A 20,383-nucleotide genomic window follows, 5' to 3' on the forward strand; every position below is an offset into this window, starting at 1 on the left:
TCACTCTGCACGAGGTGTGGACAATGACGCCATCGCGTCCTCCCAGTCTCGACGATCTGCGCGTGTTCTGCGCGGTCGCGCGGCAGTCGAGCTTCCGCGCCGCGGCCGAGGCGCTGTCGATGTCGGCCGCTTACGTGAGCAAGCGCGTGAGCATGCTCGAGGCCGACCTCGGCACGCGGCTGCTGCACCGCTCGACGCGCCGCGTGGCCGTCACCGACGCCGGCGAGCGCGTCTATGCGTGGGCCGAGCGGATTCTCGACGACGTCGGACATCTGATCGAGGACGTCTCGACGACGCGCAGCGTGCCGCGCGGTACGCTGCGCGTGTCGAGCAGCTTCGGCTTCGGGCGTCACGTGGTGGCGCCGGCGCTCGCGAAGCTCGCCGATCTTCATCCCGACCTCGGCGTGCGGCTCGAACTGTTCGACCGGCTCGTCGACGTGGCCGGCGAGGGCTTCGACCTCGACGTGCGCATCGGCGACGAATTCTCTCCGCACCTGATCGCACGCCGTCTCGCCTCGAACCACCGGGTGCTGTGCGCCTCGCCGGCGTATCTCGAACGCCACGGCACGCCGAAGCAGCTTGCCGATCTCACGTCGCATGCGTGCCTCGCGATCAAGGAGCGCGACCATCCGTTCGGCGTCTGGCGGCTGCAGGCGCACGGCGAGTCCGCCTCGATCCGCGTGAGCGGACCGCTCTCGACGAATCACGGCGAAGTGGCCGTGCAGTGGGCGCTCGCGGGACGCGGCATCGTGCTGCGCTCGATGTGGGACGTGCGGCCGCTGCTAGAAAGCGGCGCGTTGCGGCAGGTGCTGCCCGAGTTCACGCAGCCGGCGAACGTCTGGGCCGTCTATCCGGCGCGCGTGGCTGCGTCGGCGCGCGTGCGCGTCTGCGTCGATTTTCTTGCCGACGAGTTCGGGCAGCCCGGCGGCAGTTGAAACGCGCCGCTCTTGCCGGTCCGCTTCCGGGTCCCGATGAAAAACAACGACAGAATCGTCGCGCCGTTGCCGGGCGTGCGCCGAATGCTCCTTGCCGTCCGACCCCGAGACCCGAAACCGAATGAGTAACGACCGAAACGCCGCCTCCGCCAACGAAAGCCGGCGCGGCAAGCTGCACGGCACCGCCGTGCAGACGCTGCGCGCGATGATCGTTTCCGGACGCATCCGGCCCGGCGATCCGCTGCGCGAAAAGGAGCTCTGCGAGGAGTTAGGCATTTCCCGCACGCCATTGCGCGAGGCGATCCGCACGCTGGCGCGCGAAGGGCTCGTCAGGCTGTTTCCGAACCGCAGTGCGATCTGCGCCGAAGTCGACATCGCCGAAGTGGGCGACCTGTTCCAGACCATCAGCCACCTCGAATCGCTGGGCGCGATGCTTGCTTGCCAGCGGGCGTCCGACGCCGAGATCGAGGCGATTGCCGCGCTCCACGACCGGATGATGAAGTGGTTCGGCGCCGGCAATCTGCGCCGCTACATCGAGACCAACCAGGCGATTCACCGAAAGCTCGTGCAGGCGTCGCGCAACGTGGTGTTGATCGAACTGTGGGAACTGCTGGTGCCGCGCGTCGAGCGCGCGCGGCTGCTCGCGAACCTGGACCCGGATCGCTGGAACGCGGCGGCGCGCGAGCACGCGCGCATACTTGCGGCATTGAGGGCGCGCGACGGCAACGCGCTGGCCGTGCTGATGTCGGACCATTATCTGAACGGGCTGGTCGCGTTGCGCCACGCCGCGAAAGCCTGGCCGGCGAGGCATCGCCAATCGTGTATACAAGGTTGAAGGTGCCTATATTCTGTGCTAACGTGCGACGCCATCGGGCCGGCCCATAACAGGACATAAAGACCGGCGCGATCCGACCCGCGGGCAGGGCGTGTCGATGCCGTGCCGCGGGCGTTCCCATTTGAAGAAGCCGCGATCGGGCGGCTTCTCGACGAAGAGGCATGGGCAAATGAGCGAGACGAACGAAGGGCAGGTGACCTGCACGATAGACGGCGCGGCGGCACACGTGGTGTTCGAGCGCGCCGAAGCGCACAACGCGATGACGTGGCGGATGTACGAGCAACTGGAGGCGATCTGCGAGCGCATCGCGCGCGACCGTTCCATTCGCGTCGCGACGTTTCGCGGCGCGGGCGGCAAGGCGTTCGTCGCCGGCACCGACATCCAGCAGTTTCTCGCGTTCTCGACGCCGGAGGACGGCGTGGGTTACGAGCGGCGCATCGAGTCGGTGCTCGGGAAAGTCGACGGGTTGCCCGTGCCGACGCTCGCGATCGTCGACGGCTGGTGCGTGGGCGGCGGCCTCGCGATTGCCGCCTGCTGCGATTTGCGCATCGCAACGCCGCTTGCCAGGTTCGGCGTGCCGATCGCGCGCACGCTCGGCAACTGTCTCGCGATCAGCAACACGGCGCGGATCGTCGCGGAATTCGGCATCGGCCGGGCCAAGCGCATGCTGATGCTCGGCGAGATGCTGAGCGCGGCCGAGGCGCAGACGGCGGGCTTCGTCAGCGACGTCGTCGAGGCGGCCGAAATCGACGCGCGCGCCGCGGCGATCGTCGACCGGCTCTCGCACAATGCGCCGCTCACGATGCGCGTGACGAAAGAATCGATCTCGCGGATGCTGAAGGCGCTGCCGCTAGAAGGCGACGACCTCGTGAAGCTGTGCTACGGCAGCAACGACTTCCGGCACGGCGTTCAGGCATTCGTCGACAAGCGCACGCCGGAGTGGTCCGGCACCTGACGAGTTCAGGCCGCAGCAAAGGCGCACCGGTTCCGGTGCGCCTTTTTTTCTCCTTTCGCTTTTCCCGTTCGACGCCTGCGCTGTGGGCGTTCGCCGTCATGCCCGCGTCTTGCGCATGAGCCGTACCGGAGCCACTACGGGAAATACCGTAGACGCGCGCCCTAAGTTATATGATAGGTTGATCATACAACTTGGCATCGCGGAATTTGGCATCGCGTATCTCCGCCCGTTTTCTCGCACCCGGATCATGACCCAGCAGAACCCGACTTCGCCGGCCGTTGCCGCACCGGACATGCCGGTCTTCGACGCGCATCATCACTTCTGGGACACGACCGTCAACTACTACCCCTGGTTGTGCGGCGAGACCATCGAGCATTTCCGCTACGGCGACTATCGCGCGATCTGCAAGCCGTATTTGCCGGCCGATTACCGGCGCGATACGGCTCGCTATCGGCTGGCGGGCAGCGTGTATGTCGAGGCGGAGTGGGATCCGCGCGATCCGCTCGGCGAAATGCGCTATGTCGAGACGTTGCGCCGGGAGAGCGGCCTGCCCGTCGTCGCGGTCGGTCAGGCGTGGCTCGATCGGCCGGAGGTCGAGGCGACGCTCGAAGGGCTGGCCGGCTTTTCGTTCGTGCGCGGCATTCGTCACAAGCCGCGCGCGAATTCGGCGCCGGGCGACGCCGCACCCGGCGGGATGACCGATAGCCGATGGCAGGCCGGGTACGCGTTGCTGGCGCGTTACGGGCTGCATTTCGAATTGCAGACGCCGTGGTGGCATCTGCATGAGGCTGCCGGGTTGGCGCAACGGTTTCCCGATACGCGGATCGTGCTCAACCACACCGGCTTGCCGGCCGACCGCAGCGCCGGGGGGGTTGCCGCGTGGCGCCGCGCGATGGCCGGGCTGGCGTGCTGCCCGAACGTGGCCGTGAAGATTTCAGGCCTCGGGCAGCGCGGCGTGCGCTGGCGTGCCGATGCGAATCGCGAAATCGTGCTGACTACGCTCGACCTGTTCGGAATCGAACGCTGCATGTTCGCGAGCAATTTCCCGGTCGATAGCCTGTGCGCGACGTTCGACGAGATTTACGCGGGTTTCTTCGAGATCGTTGCCGGATTCGGCGCGGCCGACCAGCGCCGGCTGTTTCACGACAACGCGTGCGCGTACTACGCTGCGCAACGCTGAACGCGCGGCGCTGGCGTGTTTTAGCGGCGCCGCTTCGGCGCCGCCCGCTCGTCGATGACCTCGCCGAGGTGCGCGCGCGCGAGCCGTTGCGCCGCGGCACCGCTGTCGCCGGTCCAGAAGCTGCGGTCGACTTGCTGGATGCGGATCGACGTGGCCTGCATGTGCGTGTAGGCGGCATGGCGTGCGGCGACCGGGTCGCGCGCCTCGATCGCGGCCGCGATCGCCTCGTGCTCGGCGCGCACTCCGGCGGCCAGGTCGGCGCGGCGCGCCTCGTTGTGGCGCGTGATGCGGATCGCGTCCTGCAGCGCGTGCGTGAGCAACGAGAGCAGCTCGGTGAAGTAAGGATTGCCGGCCGCGCGCGAGATGGTCAGATGAAACTCGAGGTCTTCGTCGACGCCGTCGCCGCCCGCCTGCACTGCGCGGTCGATGGCCTTCAGCGCGCGGCGGATCGCGCTCATCTGCGTCGCGTTGCGGCGCTCGGCGGCGAGCACGGCCATTTCGGCCTCGATGCCGCGGCGCAATTCGATCATGCGCACGACGCCGACGGCCGGGCTCTGGTCGTTGCGCGCGAGGCGAAAGACCTGCGAGGCCTTGGGGTCGAGCACCACGGTGCCGCTGCCTTGGCGCGTTTCCACGAGCCCCTCGGATTTGAGCCGCGAGATGGCCTCGCGCACGACGGTACGGCTCACGCCGTACAGCTCGGTCATGAATTTCTCGGTCGGCAGCCGCGCGTTGACGGGATAGTGGCCGCCGCGGATCTGGTCGACCAGCAGCCGGGTGACGCGGTCGGCGAGCGTGGATTCGTCGTCGGGCCGGATGGCGTCGCGGGTCAGCTTGGCGTCGGGCATCGAAGATAGCGGGGGAGGGCCGGGAACGGAAGTGGGGCGATGATAGCACCGAGCCGACAATTCGCTTGACAAATAGGTACGACGAATTTGTAATACCAACTGAACTCTGCGGGCGGCGGCGCAGCACGGCTGCGGCCCGCTTCATATCGCTTCGATATCGCTTTGCGAATCGACGAAATCACAGGAGACGACAACATGAAGCGAATCGGCCTGATCGGCGTCGGCCTCATGGGCCACGGCATCGCCACCAACATCGTCAAGCACGGCTACGCGCTGACGCTGCTCGACCATCCCGGCAACCAGCCGCTCGACGCGCTCGTCGCGGCCGGGGCTACGAGCACGCCCGATCCGGTCGTGCTCGCGGGCTCGGTCGACGTGCTGATTCTCTGCGTGACCGGCTCGCCGCAGGTCGAGGACGTGCTGTATCGCAGCGGCGTGCTGGCGGCGCTTAAGCCCGGCACCGTGGTGATCGACTGCTCGACGGCGATTCCGTCGTCGACGCTGAAGATTGCCGAGGCGGTAGGGCGTGCCGGCGGACGCTTCCTCGACGCGCCGATGACGCGCACGCCGAAGGAGGCCGCGCAAGGCCGGCTGAACCTCATCGTCGGCGGCGATCGCGCGTTGTTCGACGAGTGCCGTCCGCTGCTCGCGTCGTTCGCCGAGAACATCGTGTTTGCCGGGCCGGCGTCGTCCGGGCATCGGCTCAAGCTGTTGCACAACTTCGTGTCGCTCGGCTTTTCCGCCGTGTTGGCCGAGGCGGCCGCCTGCGCGAACCGCGCCGGCGTGGACCCGTCCGTGCTCGTCAACGTGCTCGCGAGCGGCGGAGGCGAGGGCGTGGTGCTCGGGCGGTTGCGACCGTTCATCGAGTCGGCCGACAGCTCGGGCTTCCGCTTCTCGATGTCGAACGCGCTGAAGGACATGACCTACTACGTGGCGATGACGGGCGAAGTCGGCGCGGCGAACGAGGCGGCGAAAGCGGTGCAGCAGGTCTACGAGCACGCGGTGGCCGAAGGCGGCCCGCAGGCGCCGGTGCCCGAACTGATCGCCCTTCTCGCCGGCCACGCGGTGCAGGCCAACTGAGCCGGCCGACAGTCGGCCGGGACGCATGAATCTCCGCCGGGCCGGCTGCGTAGGCCGGTCCGGTGCCCGTCAGGACATTGCTCATGAGCGACAAGCCGGGCAACGCGATCGGCTTCGATCTGCCGATCTTCGATGCCCACCATCACTTCTGGGACCTGTCGGCCGGCCATTATCCGTGGCTGACCGACGCGTACAACCCGAACTTCTTCCTCGGCGACTATCGCGCGATCTGCCGGAATTTCCTGCCGGCCGACTATCGCAAGGCGACCGCGGGTTTCGACGTGATCGGCACGGTCCACGTCGAAGCCGAGCGTTCGCGCCGCGAGCAGATCGAGGAAACGGCCTTCCTCACGGACTTGCATGAGCGCGAGGGCTTGCCGAACGTGCTCGTTGCGCACGTGTTCTTCACGCAGCCCGATTGCGAGGCCGTGCTCGCGCGTCACGCGGAGAATCCGCTCGTGCGGGGCGTGCGTTCCAAGCCCGTCACCGCGCCGAACCCCGGCGCGAGCGTGCGCGGGCAGCCGGGCACGATGCAGGACGACGCGTGGCTGCGCGGTTTCGCGCTGCTCGACCGCTTCGGCCTGTCGTGGGATCTGCGCGTGCCGCACTGGCATCTCCGGGAGGCGGCCGAAGTGGCGCGTGCGTTCGCGTGCACGCCGATCGTGCTCAATCACCTCGGGCTGCCGGTCGACCGTTCCGACGAAGGGCTCGCGCTGTGGCGGCGCGGCATGGCGGCGCTTGCGGACTGCCCGAACGTCTATCTGAAGGTGTCGGAACTCGGACTGCCGGACGGCGTCTGGGACAGCCCGGGCAACCGCCGCGTGATTCGCGAGGCGCTCGATCTGTTCGGCTATGAGCGCGCGATGTTCGCAAGCAACCTGCCCGTCGGCGGTTTGTCCGCGAACTTCACGCAGACCGTCGCCGACGTGGTGGAGGCGCTGCCCGATGCAAGCGAGGCGCAATTGCGCGAATTGTTCGCGCGAACGTGCCAGCGCTTCTACCGGACCGGCTGAAAGACTCGGGCCGCGAGCCCGAACCCATATATAAAAATCAAGGAGACAGACATGGAGCGCATAGACGAGGCGCAGCTCTTCAGGAAGATTTCGGTTCGCATTCTTCCTGTTTTGATGCTGGCGTTCTTCTTTTCCTATGTGAATCGCGTCAACGTTGGATTCGCCAAGCTGCAGATGACGAGCGACCTGCATTTCAGCGACGCCGTTTACGGTTTCGGCGCCGGCATTTTCTTCGTTGGCTATTTCCTGCTCGAGGTGCCGAGCAACATGATCCTGCACAGGATCGGTGCGAGGCGCTGGATCTCCCGGATCATGCTGACGTGGGGCGTACTCTCCTGCGCGACCATATTCATCAGGACACCCATGCAGTTCTACGTGATGCGGCTGCTGCTCGGGTTTGCCGAGGCCGGCTTCATCCCGGGGGCGATCTATTACATGAGCCAATGGTATCCGGCGGCGCGCCGCAGTCGCGCGTGGGGCGTGTTCTACGTCGCGCTCGCGTCGTCGGGGATGGTCGGCGGGCTGCTGTCGGGCACGATCCTGCGGTTCATGTCGGGGATCGGCGGCCTGCACGGCTGGCAGTGGCTGATTCTCTGCGAGGGCATTCCGACCATCGCGCTCGGCGTTTATATCTTCCTGCGCATGGACGACGAGATCGGCAGCGTCGACTGGCTGAGCGACGCGGAGAAGCGGCACCTGAAGGCCGTGCTCGCCAGCGAGAACCGCGACAAGCTCGAAACCGGGTTCGGTTCGCTGCTCGGCGACGGCCGCATCTGGACGCTGGTCGCCATCTATTTCGCGTTCACGATGGGCCTCTACGCGATCAGCTTCTGGATGCCGACGCTCGTGCAGCACATGGGCGTCCGCAATATGCTGACGATCGGCCTGCTGAGCGCGATTCCGTGCGCCTGCGCGATCGTCTGCATGGTGGCGATGGGCTACAGCGCCGGGCACTACAACGATCGCCGCTGGCATCTAACGGCCGCCTACGTGATGGCCGCGATCGGCTTCGCGCTGTGCGTGCTCTGGCAGCACCAGACCTGGCTCGGCGTGTTCGCGCTGTGCATCGCGAACATGGGCGTGCTCTCGATTCCCGCGCTGTTCTGGGGCCTGCCGACGGCAATGCTGACCGGTGCGACGGCCGCCGCCGGCATCGCGATGATCAACGCGATCGCGAATCTCGCGGGCTTCGTCGCGCCTTACCTGATCGGGTATCTGAGCGCCGTGACGGGCCGCACCGATATCGCGCTGATCGTCGTCGGCGCCTGCCTCGTGGTGGGCGCGCTGCTGGTGCTGCTCGTCACGCGCGACCGTCCCCCGTCGGCGCAGGCGGTCGGCCGCACGGCGTGAACGTCGCGGAACGATGGGCCCACGCGAATCGCGATACCCTCAACTCTCTACCTGGAAGGAGTCCGGCAATGTTTCTCGAACTGACGCGGCGCGACCTGATCCGCCCGCAAAACCTCATCGACGGCAAGTGGATCGACGCCGCGGATGCCGCGCGCTATCCGGTGCTCAATCCCGCGACGGGCGAGTCGGTGGTCGACGCGGCCGACAGCTCGGCCCGCGACGCGCGCGCGGCCACCGACGCGGCAGCGCGCGCGCTGCCCGCATGGCGCGGGAAGCTGCCGCGCGAGCGCGAGGCGATCCTGCGGCGCTGGCATGCGCTGATCCTCGCGAACACCGAGGATCTCGCGCGACTGATGTCGACGGAGCAGGGCAAGCCGCTTGCCGAGGCGCGCGGCGAAGTCGCCTACGGCGCGTCGTACGTCGAGTGGTTCGCCGGCGAGGCGACGCGCGTCTACGGCGACGTCATTCCGCAGCAGCAGCGCAGCAAGCGGATGACGGCCGTGAAGGAACCCGTGGGCATCGTCGCGGCGATCACGCCGTGGAACTTCCCGCTCGCGATGATCGCGCGCAAGATCGCGCCGGCGCTGGCGGTCGGCTGCACCGTGGTCGCGAAGCCGGCCGAGGATACGCCGCTCACCGCGCTCGCGCTGGCGCTGCTCGCGCAGGAAGCCGGCGTGCCCGACGGCGTGCTCAACATGATCTCGGCCTCGCGCGAGCACGGCATCGAGGCCGTCGCCGACTGGCTCGAGGACCCGCGCGTGCGCAAGATCACGTTCACGGGCTCGACGCCGGTCGGCAAGCATCTCGCGCGCGAGTCGGCGGGTACGCTGAAGAAGCTGTCGCTGGAGCTGGGCGGCAATGCGCCGTTCATCGTGTTCGACGACGCCGACCTCGACGCGGCCGTGACCGGGCTCCTCGCGGCGAAATTCCGCAACGGCGGCCAGACCTGCGTCTGCCCGAACCGGGTCTACGTGCAGGCGGGCGTCTACGACGCGTTTGCCGCGCGGCTTGCCGAGCGGGTCGGCGCGCTGAAGGTCGGCCCGGCGACCGACCCGGCCGCGCAGATCGGTCCGATGATCAACGCGCGGGCCGTCGGCAAGATCGCCCGCCACGTCGACGATGCGCGCGAGCACGGCGCACGCGTGCTGACCGGCGGCCGGCGCCTCGACGCACTCGGCCCGCATTATTACGCGCCGACCGTTCTCGTCGACGCGACCGACGCGATGGTCGTATGCCGCGAGGAGACGTTCGGCCCCGTCGTGCCGATCTTTCGCTTCGAGCACGAGGACGAGGCGATTCGCGCGGCGAACGACACGCCGTTCGGTCTCGCCGCGTATTTCTATACGCAGAACGTACGGCGCATCCATCGCGTGAGCGCGCGGCTCGAGGCCGGCGTGATCGGCGTGAACGAAGGCGCCGTCGCGAGCGAGGCGGCGCCGTTCGGCGGCGTGAAGGAGTCGGGCTACGGGCGCGAGGGCTCCCGTTACGGGCTCGACGACTATCTGACGATCAAGTATCTGTGCGAGGGCGGGCTGGACGGCTGAACCGCCGGACACGGATCAGGCGTTGCCGCCGGACGTCGATTTCGGCGGTTTGTCGGCGCCGAGCCATCCCGCGGCTTGCCGGCTGTCGATTTCATCGCTCGGCGCGCCGCCTGTTCGGGTCTCGATTTGGGCCTCGAACGCGCGGGTCATGGCGCGGTGCGCCTCGTAGGCGTCCCCGGCTTTCGCCATGTAATTCAGAATGTCGAGGCTCAGATTTCTGCCGGGGTGCGGTTTCCCGGATTCGTCCGCGTTCGGGCCCGGGCCGTCGCTGCCTTCGGGAACGGGCGCGTAGGCTTCCGGGTGCCACTGAACGCCTATCGCCGGCGCGCCCGAACGCGTCTCGAACGCTTCGACAGACAGAGGAATGGGCGCATTGCCCTGGCCTGAGCCCGCCCCGGTGTCGTCGACGTAAGACGAATGGGCTCGCGTTTCGCGTGCCGATACCTGCAGCGTCTTCAGCTTCGCATCCGTTTCCCGTGCGTCTTCGCGAGGGGCGGCAGGCCCGCGCACGAGCCCGTGTTCGTCTTCGTGCGCCGCTGCCCAGTGCACCGTGTTGACGCGGAACTGCTGCGCGTCTTCGCTTTTTTCCCAGCCCAGGTATTCCGTGCCGTCTGCCCGTACTTTGGGGACCTTCTGCCATGCCGAAATCGAATGCAGCATGCTGCCGGGCCCGATTTCGATGTCATGGGCGGCGACGTTTCCGCCTACCTTGCCATCCCGATCGATGAACGGCATGGGGCCCTGATGCGTGCCGTTCTTCAGTTGACGGGTCGTGCCGCCATGGCTCTCCAGCACGCGCCATGAACCGCCGCAAATGCCGAGTACGGGGCGGCCCGTCAACTGCGCCTGCCTGAGCAGGGCCAACTCGTGGTCGACGCGATTCCGATGGCGTGGTACGGCACCGTCACTGGGAACGTGCCGGGGATTCGGGCTTTCGCTGTCGAGTCCGTACCGGCCGCCGGTGATCACTAGCAGCCCTTTGCCTTCGTCGGTGGTCGTCGCGGGTGTAGTTTTTAGCTGGCCTTTGAATCCTTGCTTGTCATTGGGGCGGCCGCCTTGAATCCTGGGGTCGACCTTCTCGTTGTGAGAGATCACCGTTTTCCGCTTCGTAACGGCCTGGATCGTGTAGTGATCCCAGAATGCCCCCGAGCCGAAAGCGCAGTCGCGATAGGCAATCGTGATCCTCTGGGTCAGCGGCCGCCCAAGAGCGGCGAGTTTGCTGTAAAGCCCCGATGCTGGCACGGCGGACGGTGCCGTCGAGCGAGAGTGGCCGGCTTTCGACTTTTCGCTGTCTTCCTCGGGGCCTGTGCTTGCTTCCGATCCGCAGGAAAGCCCGGCATCCATGCTTTTCGCGCGCCCTATCATTTCGTTTTCCGCTGAAATTTGCCCTGATCGACGATCGACTATACGGGCCGTCGATGCCGGGCATTCGGGCGTATGCGAAATTTTGAGCGGGGCTGCGAAGCAGACTGCGCCGGCACCATTCAGCGTTCGCGACGTTCGGCGGTCCGGTGTTTTATCCGGGGGCGGCTTTCGCGGGAAATGGGCTGGGGTTCGGGCGCAGGCTCGTCGGGGAGCCCGATGCCTGCCGATACCGTTGCCGACCTGCCTCGCGCCGATCCGGCGCTTCGACGCGGCCGCCGTCGTGCGCTTCAGAAGCGGTAGAAATAATCGAGCGTGGCTTCGGGGGAGGTTTTCCTGTTGACGATCGGGCTGTCCGTCACGCCGCTGCCGAAGCGGGAGACGCCAAGATCCAGACTGACGGTTTGATGCGGCGTCAAGGAATAATCGGCTCGCGCCCCCGCGGACACGACGTAGCTCGCAGTCCCCGTATAGGCGTCTCTGCCCGGTCGGGCTTCCGATGGACGCACGTCGTAGTAGTAGTCGGCGTAATCGTGGCTCAGCCATTCCGCGCCGATATGAGGCGAGACGGTCAAACCGGCAAGCCGGAACGCATGTTCGAATTCAAGGCTTGCCCGTTGTCCCTTGTTCTCGCCGGTCAGGAATTGCGTATTCAGCGTTCCGAACGCCGTTCTCCATTCAAGCGCGGGTCCATACCAGAAGGCGCCGTCCCGGTTCTGCATCCCGTTCAATGCGGCGGCGTGCGTTCCCCGATAGCCGTCTTCGAGATCGTAGGTTCCCCGCAGGCTCATTAGCACGTTTCCCCAACTGCCTGCGTTCATGTTCAGAATCTTCAGGTCGAGCGTCGTTCCCGTGAAGCGGATCCATTTGTCGTCGAAGTAGAGGATGGGTATTGGGGTAACCCGGGCGCTGTATCCCCGGTAGATGGACTGCCTGACGTTGACGCCTGCACCCAGTCCCCATTGGGTGACGTTGATGGAGTTGTTGAGCAATACGAATGGATTGCCGTTGTTGCCGCTTTGGGATGTGTCGTTGCCTTCGGCCCGGACAGCCGGGGCGAGCGCCAGCGTTGCAGCCAGCAATGCCAGCGGACAGTAGCGGTGAGCCGTGAACCTGACCATTGTCGATCCCTTGAATGGAGGAGTTGCAGGACGTCATTGCGGGCCTTTACCGATCGCCCCTATTCGGGTGGGCGATCGATCAAGGATATGTGTACATCGTCAAGATTAAATGTAGGTCGAAAATTTGTACGGTGTCAAGATATATGTTAAAATTTTTGCTATTGCCTGTCCGGCGGTGACGGACGGGCGGGCAATGTGCGACCGTTATGGAAGATCGTCGGCGCCGCGGCCGGACATGGGTGGCGTCCGGCGGCGAGTCGGTGAAAATCGCAGGAGAAGAGCTGTATGTCAGTCGACGAGCAGAAGGCAAAGGCGGCTTCGCCCGACCGGGCCGAGTCGCGAGACCAGTATCACCACGGCGACTTGAAGAATGCGTTGGTTGCCGCCGCCGAGGCGTTGCTGGAGGAGAAGGGAACCCCGGAGTTCTCGCTGCGCGAGTGCGCGCGCCGCGTTGGCGTGTCGCCGACGGCCGTGGCCCATCACTTCGGCAACGTATCCGGCTTGATCGCCGCCGTGGCGACCGTCAGCTTCACGGAGTTTTCGAAGCTGCTGAAGGCGGCGCGCAAGCGGGCCGAGCTCAACGGTAGCGACCCGCTCGAGGCAATATGCGACGCCTACCTGAGATTTGCGGAGCGCAAGCCCGCGCGGTACAGGATCATGTTCAGCGACGACATGCGCGACAGGCTGGACCCGGATTACAGCGCGGCCGCGCGGGGCGCATTCGAAATCCTCCGCGAGATCCTTGCGGATGGAACGGGCCACGGCGCTAAAGACGAATCCGAACGGGACAGTTGGGCAACGGCGCTGTTCGTCTGGAGCGCCCTGCATGGTTTCGCGACGCTTGAGCGTACCCCGAGGCTCGAGTTTCTGAAAATGCCGTTGGGCAGCGAATCGAACGCGGGGTTGCGCAGGGCGTTCCTGGCGGCGCTGTCGCAGCGCGTTCGTGCTGGCGGAATCTGATCGCGCGTCATGCGGGCAGGGGAACCCGGTTTTCGGGCTGCCGGAGGCGATGCCGCAGTGCACACGCGGTTCATTCGGTGACGGCGCTGCAAGGCGCGTATTCGTTGTGGAGGCGCGGGCTGGAGAACGGTTTGGCCGCCCGGGGTTGCCGGACCCGGCGCGGGGGGGGCGGGCTCCCGCGAACGATGGATGATTTTCACCAGCCATGAAAGCGTCCCCACACGGCCAGTTCTCCGGTCGGTTCCAGGGCATGGTATTCGGGGAACTGCGCGCCGGTCGCGCAAGCGTGATTCGGCAGGATGCGCAGTCGCGTGCCGACCGGAAAGCGGACGTTGAGGTCGCCGTCGTCGGCGGCGTGGTCGGCATCGGCTCGAGCCAGAATGCCGTGCTCCTGGTTGGCGCCGATCAGCACGTAGCCGTCGAGCGGCGTGCCGTCTAGCGTGCAGGGCAGTCCGTAGCCGAAATCGCGGGATTGTTTCGACGTGCCGCGATCGCGACTCATGGCCATCCAGCCCGCGTCCACGATGACCCACCCCTTGTCCCGTTGATGGCCGATGACGGTGGTGAGCACGCTGAGCGCGATGTCGTCGACCGGGCATACGCCGACGTTGTGCATCACGAGATCGAAAAATACGTAAACGCCGGCGCGAACCTCGGTGACGCCATCAAGATTTTTTGCGGCCAGCGCGGTCGGCGTCGAGCCGACGCTGATGGTTTCGCATGGAATGCCGGCGGCGCGCAGGCGTTGCGCGGCGCGTACGCAGCCGGCGCGTTCCTGCTCGGCGAGCGCCGCCAGGGCTTCCCATGTGTTCAGTTCGTAGCTCGAGCCGGCATGCGTCATGACGCCCCCGACCTTGACGCCGCCCGCCTGCAGGATGAGGCCGACTTCCAGCAGCGCATCCTCTTCGGGCGTGATGCCGGAGCGATGCCCGTCGGTATCCACTTCGATCCATACTTCGAGTGGTTCATTCGCCGTCCGGCAGAACGCCACGATTCCCGCGGCGGCGCTTGCATTGTCGACGATGATCTTCAGATCGCATCCCCGTTTCCTGAGCGCCATGACCCGGGGGAGTTTGGAGGGAATGATGCTGACGGCGTAGAGAATGTCCGCGATGCCGGCCGCGAAGAACGTTTCCGCTTCTTTCAGCGTGGAAACCGTCATGCCTTGCGCTCCGGCGACGATCTGCGCTTGCACGACGTCGAGGCATTTCGACGTCTTCACGTGCGGCCGGAATTTCGCGCCCAGGGCGTTCATTCGCTCCTGCATCGAGGCGATGTTCTTTTGCATCCGGCGGACGTCGATGATGGCCGCCGGTGTATCCAGTAACTCGAGCGTCATGATGTTATCGGGTGTCATGGTTGCGTGTCGGGTTCGAAGCGGCTGGCCCACGAGACGAGTGAACCGAGTGTCGGGGATTCGATCTCCGGCGTTTGCGCGCGTGCGACGAGCGGCAAGCCGATCCGGTTGTGCCAGTACGTCCGCAATCCGACGGCGGCGGTACCGAACATGTCGTAACTGGAGCCGGCGACGAACGCCGCTTCCCGGGGCGAGACGTTTAGTGCGTCGAGCGCAAGCCGATAGGGACGGGGATCGGGTTTGTAGGTACCGGCTTCTTCTGCCGTCACCACCGCGTCCCATCGCACGGGCAGAATCGATGCGGCTTGTCGACCGAGTCGATTGGAGCAATTCGTGACGACGGCAAGCTTGCAGTGAGGCTGCAGTTGCCGCAACGCATCCAGGGCCCCATTCCATGGCGCAAGCTCGAGCCAGTTTTCCTCGAGCGCTTGCGGCGCGGAGGCAGGAAGGCCGACGTGCTGCGCCGCCTGTCTCACCAGCGTTTCATATTCGACGTATTGGCCGCAGCCATAGGTAAGGCGCAGGTACTCGGCGCGCCAGGCTCTGCCCGCCAGCTCAGATCCGGCGGAACGATTCCAGAGCGTCCAGGAATCGAGCAATGCGGTCAGCAGATCGAACAGGACGGCTTTCGGATAGCGGGGATGGGGTGAGGCGTCTTCCACGGGCATGGACCTTGATAATCGGAATTCAGGGTGGCGGATTCGATTATAGGTTTCGGCCTGCCTTGCTGAGGCAGGCCACATCCCATTCGGAAAGCAGGATGTGATGCCTCACCCCTCGCAAACCCAGCGGCGAATCGCATCGACGTCGTTACGGCTGAGTTTCGGCGCGACCCTGACGCCGCGACCGGCCCGGGTTTTGCTGAAATGCCGCAAAGCATCGAAACGGTCGGCTGTTTCGGTCAATGGCTGGTCGGATAGCGGCTGCGATGCAGCCGGGAGGCCCGACGCCGAGTCGGCATGGTGGCGAATAACCTGTGAAGTCGAGTTCTGAAGTCGCTTCGCCAGCCTGGAAAAGAAAAAGCCCTGATAAATCAGGGCTTTAAGATTTGGTGGCGAATCAGGGATGAAATTCCATTTCATGGAAAATCATTCAGGATCAACCACTTACCCCATATGGCAGGCCGAGTTTTCGAAAAAAACGGACTCACTAAGTGTCTCACGTTCGCCACCAACTGAGAAGACCGGAAGGTATTGATTTCATGGGGCTGTTATGTCCGGGCTGACCAACTGGTTATTGCTTGACCATGCACCTTGGACAGCTGAAATCGTTGCCAGATAAGGCCGTGTCTGGGGTGTCAGGGATGTCCGGGATAAATTCGACATCTCTTCTATAGTTAATTTATGCCCGAGGAACCTGAATCACTCGCTGGTAAGCTGGCTTGTGCAGAAAAACACGATCAAATGGCCCGTAATCGATAGTCTCGCCAACCGGCCACTCAATGTCTTGATCCTGAGCCGGGTTCCAGAAATCCACGGTGATGACCAGCCAATAGATATCGCATGACCTGTATTCTTTTGCCTTGGCGATCTTGTCAGCGACAATTTCCCGCACCCGATTAACCTGAAGCATCGGGACAGAATAGCTTTGCTGAACAAACCAACGGGGTTTAGCCCACTCACCACTGAAATACATGTAATCCAAGCAGTCGAGATGATCGTATGTAGCTTGTTCAACATGCCCGGGTTCGCCGCGCTGCACATACATCGCAACTTCGGCAAGGCTATGTGCCAAACCTTCTATGTCAGTGATCGGGAACTCGGGGTTGAAGCCTATGGCTAGTTCAATGGGCTGGCCACCAGCTTTAGCATGCAGTTCTTGGGCACGAGTGGCGACACCTTCTCGACGTTTAGCTTGCCTCTGTTCGCTGGCGATATCCTGACCATCAAGAATATAGAGGGTGGTTAGCTCGATCCCCAGTTTCCGATCGCCATGTATCAGCACATCGGGTTTATCTGAGCGCTCAATAACACCATACGGCAACGGATAATCCTTCTGGAAGGACTGAAACGCTTGCCATTCCTCTTCTTGCTGCTTCGTCCACACCTCTTTCGTCGAGGCACCATCGGTCTGACCGTTGCTCATTTTTTACCTCGGTTCGTGTAGCTTGGTCGGCCCCGATTCGAATTACCGAAGAACCTTATGCATGCGTTCCTCGTCGTAGAACCGATCACCAACTCGCAAAGCGCGAGGTTCCATGCCGACGATAACAAAGCCCTGTGACAGGTAAAGCTCTTTTGCAGCAGCGTTCTCGGCATTGACGTAGAGCTTCATCTGAATGCAATCCCATTCCTGCCGCGCATGCTCGGTTGCCGCGTTCAATAGCTTCTGAGCAATACCGTTTCGGCGATACTCTGGATCTACGAATACGCCCCAGATGGTTGCTTGGTGACGAACTTGCACCAAGGACTCACGACGCACCCCGGTTATCCCGACAAGAGTATCCAAAGCAAAGGCGCCAAATACGGCCTGCGTTTCTGTAGACACAAGACGATCGGCAAACTCGTCAATCGACAGACTTTCCACCTCCTCAAGCGTGGGCCATAGCGAAGTCGGGGACGTTTTAACCGCTAGTAGCCGAATGGTTTTATAACGTTCTGCGTCAGAGGTATCCAGCGGGCGAATCGTGATCATTGTTCGGTTATGCGGCTCAGATTGTTGGAAACACAGTCGGTTTTACAGGCAATACCTTCAATTTATCCCGGACATCCCAGACACCCCGGGCACGGCCTTATCTGACAAGGATTTCAGCCGTCCGGGATAGGTGTCTGGGGAAACTTACTCAGCCACCTCGGACACACGAGGCTGGTATTTAGCAATAAGTTGGCCGAATTTCGCCTTTTCCTGCTCGTGCAGCTCGGTGATCGCATTCCACAGGAACGGGTAAGCGTCCCATTGTTCCAGCGCCGGACGAAACACATCATTCACGGCGAAGTTCATCATCCCGTAGATCCGCCCGTCCACATCGTCATAGACCAGCGTGCTCAACCGCCAGAAGGCAAGAATGCCGGCGAGCACTTTAAGCGACGGAAGATGTTGGCTGTTATAGAGCCGCAGCATTCGGCTGGCTTTGCCGTCCCCTTCTGGCTCTGCCAACAGGTTGGCAACCACGGCTTCCAGCATGCCAATGCGTGCGTAATGCGGCTTGCCCGCAAGCAGGCTCTCAACCATATCTGGAAACGCGTCGCAGACGACATCCCATAGGTCGGTTGACGGCTCGCCGAAGGCTGCCCACAGCCTGATCCGTTCATCGCCCTCTGTGGGGCCAATGTCGTGCGCAGCTCGCGTGCCAGCCCACACGATATCCACCGGCTTCAGTGTCTTCTCGTTCGGCGACGCCTTGCCGTCTGCATAGCGATAGAACCGTGGTTCCCCTGCGTCGGCAGGCACAGCGCTGCCAACGAGTGCGTCGAAGTAGGCTGTCGAAATCCTTTCATAAACCAATTTTCCGTTCACACGCTCGACACCGGACTTCCGCCGCACGGCCTCAAGCCACACCCTGGCCCGGACTGTAGCAATCGCAGACCTCGGCTTGTCGGTCCCTTTCTTTGTCTTCCCTGCCGTCTTTTCCACCAAAGTCGTACCCCCCGTTTTGGTGGTCCATTTTATTCGATTATCTGAAAAAATGGCGGACATAATGAGCAATAAGGCTCATTTGTAAATAAGAGGAAAACAAAATGAATCTGAATACCTATGAGATTGAAGCCGAGCGAACGACTGTTCATTCCGGTGTTTATCGTATTGAGGCAGAAACCGAAGCCTTGGCCAAAGAGTACTTTCTGGCCCGCCTGCCTTGGGAATCGGCGGATCTGTTGATCGAAGAGGATATCGATAGCGAGGAAGTGGAACTGAAGTCGGTCAAATTCGTCAGCCGTTAATCAACAAACCAACCTAATAACTCGAAAAAGGATAAACATGGAAACTATTCAATTTGAAATGCAACCCGCTCAAACCAAGGCGGGTGAACACATCGTCTCGGGGGAACAAATCACCCAAGCCCTGCAACTGATGTCGGCGGCGCCCAAGAAACCGGTCATGGAAGCCCCTGAAATCCTCTATGCAGAACAGTGCGCGGGCAATCAAGATCTGGCCACCGATGAAGCCTACCTGTATGTCTGGAATGATAGTTACTGGCAGTTGCAGACGGACAACGAGGCAAAACGGGATGCCTTGAAATGGCTTCAGTCGAACAATCGTGCCCGTGCCACCGAACAGACTGCCAAGAGCTGCTACAAGACGGCTCTGCTGCTCACCCAGCAGATGCCGCCCAAACCTGACCGTATTGTCGTCCCGGCCGGCAAGCAGTGGTTCGTGCTGGACGAGTTTGGCTGGTCTGTCGAGTCCCCGGATCGCAAGGTCGGTATTACCCACGGTATCCGCCTCAATGCTCGTCCGTTCCCTGGCTATTACACCCCGGCACCGGTTCCGCCTGACTCGCTGTTCGGGCGATACCTGAATACCTCGTTGCCGGATCTGGCTGTGCGGGAACTGGTGCAGGAATACATCGGCTACACCCTGTGCAACATGAATCTGCAATGTGCCCAACTCTGGATCGGCAACGGCAGTAACGGCAAGTCCGTCATGCTCAACATTGCCCGTGCTTTGCATGAGAAAGCCGTGGCAATGCGGCTGGACAAGCTGGATGGCTTTGACCTGACTTCCATCGTCGGGGCCTCGCTTGCCATCTGCGACGAAACGCCGAAGGCGAAGATCAACCAGCAGGCACTGAAAAGCCTGATTTCGCAGGGGTATATCGACATCAATCCCAAATACAAGGCTGCCTTCAGCTACAAGCCGATTGCCAAGTGGATTATCTGCGGGAACCACATGCCCGCCATCGATGACTATTCGGACGGCTGGTGGCGACGATTCCACATCATCAACTGGAATGTGCAGGTCAAGGGCAAGGACATCATTCACGGTCTTGACCAGAAGATTATCCGTGACGAACTGCACATCGTGCTCGATTGGGCACTGGCAGGTTTGAGCCGTCTGGTTGAACGGGGTGACTTCCAGATTCCCGACTCGGTTGAGCAGGCGAAGCAGGAAGCCAAGGCAGATTCCAATACGGTCACCAGCTGGATTTGGTCTATGGGTGTGGTGCTGGATGCCGATGCCAAGACGACCAAGAAAGCACTGTATGAGAGCTATTGCGAGCACTGTGAGCAGAAAGGCTTTCCCGCATGCAATGAGGCCCAGTTCTTCAAGCGCCTGAACGGCGAGATTCCCGGTATCAAGAATGAGCGGATCATGGTCCGGGAAGGTGGCAAGAAGCACCGTGCCTACTGTGTGAATCTGGCGGTCGGACGGTTTGATGATGAACCCACCCCGCCCCAGTCGGACGAACTTGAGGACGATCCCTTCAAGGTTTGAAGTCGTAGTCTGGATCGTGGTGTAGGTTCACGACCGTCCATTGCAGTAAATAACCCACTTACTTTATAAGGAATACATATGAAAAACGAAGAAATTATCTGTCAGGCGATTCTTGAGAAGAAGCTGATCGGCTTCTACTATGACGGGCACCATCGCCATGTTGAACCCCACCTTTACGGCATGGCGCATGGCGAACCCCGGTTGCTCGGGTATCAGGTGGAAGGCAAGAGCAACAGTGGAAGCCCCACCAGTTGGCGACAGTTCAAGACGGACAAGATGGCCTATGTCCGGGTGCTTGACGAGGGCTTCAAGGGTGGTCGGTTGAAGTCGGAACCGGTGAACTGGGATCGTTTTATCGCCATCGTGGACTAGCCGACATGAACCCATCGAACGAAGAGCCGCAGCCTGCGGCTCTTTTTATTTGCCCGGACAGAACCGGCACCCGGACGGCGCAAACCCTTGTCGCGTAT

The 20,383-nt window shown here is 63.0% G+C and carries 21 protein-coding genes; 12 read left to right on the plus strand and 9 right to left on the minus strand.

The genetic code is table 11. The features are described from left to right. Positions 1–23 precede the first annotated feature (23 nt). The 4 genes from CY652_RS19015 to CY652_RS19030 all read left to right on the plus strand — a co-directional run bounded on the left by CY652_RS19015 (position 24) and on the right by CY652_RS19030 (position 3,905). A complete protein-coding gene (locus CY652_RS19015) occupies positions 24–935 on the plus strand; it encodes a LysR substrate-binding domain-containing protein (RefSeq protein WP_102132276.1) in 912 nt (303 codons plus the stop codon). A 121-nt stretch (positions 936–1,056) separates the two neighbouring features. After that, positions 1,057–1,770 carry a GntR family transcriptional regulator gene (locus tag CY652_RS19020; protein WP_102132277.1) on the plus strand — a complete coding sequence of 238 codons (714 nt, stop codon included), beginning with the start codon at positions 1,057–1,059 and terminating at the stop codon, positions 1,768–1,770. A 169-nt stretch (positions 1,771–1,939) separates the two neighbouring features. Further along, on the plus strand, positions 1,940–2,725 hold the full coding sequence (locus tag CY652_RS19025; protein WP_102132278.1) for an enoyl-CoA hydratase/isomerase family protein: 786 nt from the start codon (positions 1,940–1,942) through the stop codon (positions 2,723–2,725). Positions 2,726–2,972: 247 nt separating this feature from the next. Beyond that, a complete protein-coding gene (locus tag CY652_RS19030) occupies positions 2,973–3,905 on the plus strand; it encodes an amidohydrolase family protein (RefSeq protein ID WP_102132279.1) in 933 nt (310 codons plus the stop codon). Between the two features lie 20 nt (positions 3,906–3,925). On the opposite strand, the gene CY652_RS19035 is transcribed toward CY652_RS19030, so the two are convergent. Next, entirely contained in the window at positions 3,926–4,753 is an 828-nt protein-coding gene (locus CY652_RS19035) for a FadR/GntR family transcriptional regulator (RefSeq protein ID WP_102132280.1), read from the minus strand. Between the two features lie 195 nt (positions 4,754–4,948). On the opposite strand from CY652_RS19035, the gene CY652_RS19040 reads away from it, so the two are divergent. From CY652_RS19040 to CY652_RS19055, 4 genes are all read left to right on the plus strand, one after another. Next, positions 4,949–5,833, plus strand: coding sequence for an NAD(P)-dependent oxidoreductase (locus CY652_RS19040; RefSeq protein WP_102132352.1), 885 nt, complete (start codon positions 4,949–4,951; stop codon positions 5,831–5,833). Between the two features lie 83 nt (positions 5,834–5,916). Next, a complete protein-coding gene (locus CY652_RS19045; protein ID WP_102132281.1) occupies positions 5,917–6,846 on the plus strand; it encodes an amidohydrolase family protein in 930 nt (309 codons plus the stop codon). Positions 6,847–6,897: 51 nt separating this feature from the next. Beyond that, complete coding sequence (locus CY652_RS19050; protein WP_102132282.1) at positions 6,898–8,196, plus strand: MFS transporter; 1,299 nt, start codon at positions 6,898–6,900, stop codon at positions 8,194–8,196. A gap of 68 nt (positions 8,197–8,264) precedes the next feature. Continuing rightward, the gene (locus tag CY652_RS19055) at positions 8,265–9,740 is read left to right on the plus strand and encodes an NAD-dependent succinate-semialdehyde dehydrogenase (RefSeq protein ID WP_102132283.1); all 1,476 of its coding nucleotides are present in this window, start codon (positions 8,265–8,267) and stop codon (positions 9,738–9,740) included. 15 nt (positions 9,741–9,755) lie between these two features. On the opposite strand, the gene CY652_RS19060 is transcribed toward CY652_RS19055, so the two are convergent. Continuing rightward, positions 9,756–11,084 carry a gamma-glutamyl-gamma-aminobutyrate hydrolase family protein gene (locus tag CY652_RS19060; protein ID WP_180970669.1) on the minus strand — a complete coding sequence of 443 codons (1,329 nt, stop codon included), beginning with the start codon at positions 11,082–11,084 and terminating at the stop codon, positions 9,756–9,758. 308 nt (positions 11,085–11,392) lie between these two features. Beyond that, positions 11,393–12,223: a MipA/OmpV family protein gene (locus CY652_RS19065; protein WP_102132285.1), complete on the minus strand. Its 831-nt coding sequence runs from the start codon at positions 12,221–12,223 to the stop codon at positions 11,393–11,395. A 285-nt stretch (positions 12,224–12,508) separates the two neighbouring features. Between CY652_RS19065 and CY652_RS19070 the strand changes: the two genes are divergently transcribed. Continuing rightward, positions 12,509–13,183, plus strand: a complete 675-nt coding sequence (locus CY652_RS19070; protein ID WP_102132286.1) for a TetR/AcrR family transcriptional regulator — start codon at positions 12,509–12,511, stop codon at positions 13,181–13,183. A 196-nt stretch (positions 13,184–13,379) separates the two neighbouring features. Here the strand turns inward: CY652_RS19070 and CY652_RS19075 are convergent, their stop codons facing one another. The 6 genes from CY652_RS19075 to CY652_RS19100 form a co-directional block, all read right to left on the minus strand. Then, positions 13,380–14,522: a DSD1 family PLP-dependent enzyme gene (locus tag CY652_RS19075; protein WP_102132353.1), complete on the minus strand. Its 1,143-nt coding sequence runs from the start codon at positions 14,520–14,522 to the stop codon at positions 13,380–13,382. Positions 14,523–14,536: 14 nt separating this feature from the next. Further along, complete coding sequence (locus CY652_RS19080) at positions 14,537–15,202, minus strand: HAD-IA family hydrolase (RefSeq protein WP_374703677.1); 666 nt, start codon at positions 15,200–15,202, stop codon at positions 14,537–14,539. A gap of 108 nt (positions 15,203–15,310) precedes the next feature. Further along, the gene (locus tag CY652_RS19085; protein WP_102132288.1) at positions 15,311–15,622 is read right to left on the minus strand and encodes a hypothetical protein; all 312 of its coding nucleotides are present in this window, start codon (positions 15,620–15,622) and stop codon (positions 15,311–15,313) included. A gap of 259 nt (positions 15,623–15,881) precedes the next feature. Next, positions 15,882–16,625, minus strand: a complete 744-nt coding sequence (locus tag CY652_RS24930) for a hypothetical protein (protein WP_258002371.1) — start codon at positions 16,623–16,625, stop codon at positions 15,882–15,884. Between the two features lie 42 nt (positions 16,626–16,667). Then, on the minus strand, positions 16,668–17,174 hold the full coding sequence (locus CY652_RS19095; RefSeq protein ID WP_102132289.1) for a GNAT family N-acetyltransferase: 507 nt from the start codon (positions 17,172–17,174) through the stop codon (positions 16,668–16,670). 144 nt (positions 17,175–17,318) lie between these two features. Further along, positions 17,319–18,176, minus strand: coding sequence for a hypothetical protein (locus CY652_RS19100; protein ID WP_102132290.1), 858 nt, complete (start codon positions 18,174–18,176; stop codon positions 17,319–17,321). 41 nt (positions 18,177–18,217) lie between these two features. On the opposite strand from CY652_RS19100, the gene CY652_RS24170 reads away from it, so the two are divergent. From CY652_RS24170 to CY652_RS19110, 3 genes are all read left to right on the plus strand, one after another. Beyond that, a complete protein-coding gene (locus CY652_RS24170; protein ID WP_146010149.1) occupies positions 18,218–18,418 on the plus strand; it encodes a hypothetical protein in 201 nt (66 codons plus the stop codon). A 37-nt stretch (positions 18,419–18,455) separates the two neighbouring features. Then, positions 18,456–19,913: a DNA primase family protein gene (locus CY652_RS19105; protein WP_102132291.1), complete on the plus strand. Its 1,458-nt coding sequence runs from the start codon at positions 18,456–18,458 to the stop codon at positions 19,911–19,913. Positions 19,914–19,991: 78 nt separating this feature from the next. After that, on the plus strand, positions 19,992–20,285 hold the full coding sequence (locus CY652_RS19110) for a hypothetical protein (protein ID WP_102132292.1): 294 nt from the start codon (positions 19,992–19,994) through the stop codon (positions 20,283–20,285). Positions 20,286–20,383 lie beyond the last annotated feature (98 nt).

Source organism: Burkholderia sp. WAC0059 (assembly GCF_002870125.1).
In the GTDB taxonomy this organism is placed as follows: Bacteria; Pseudomonadota; Gammaproteobacteria; order Burkholderiales; family Burkholderiaceae; genus Paraburkholderia.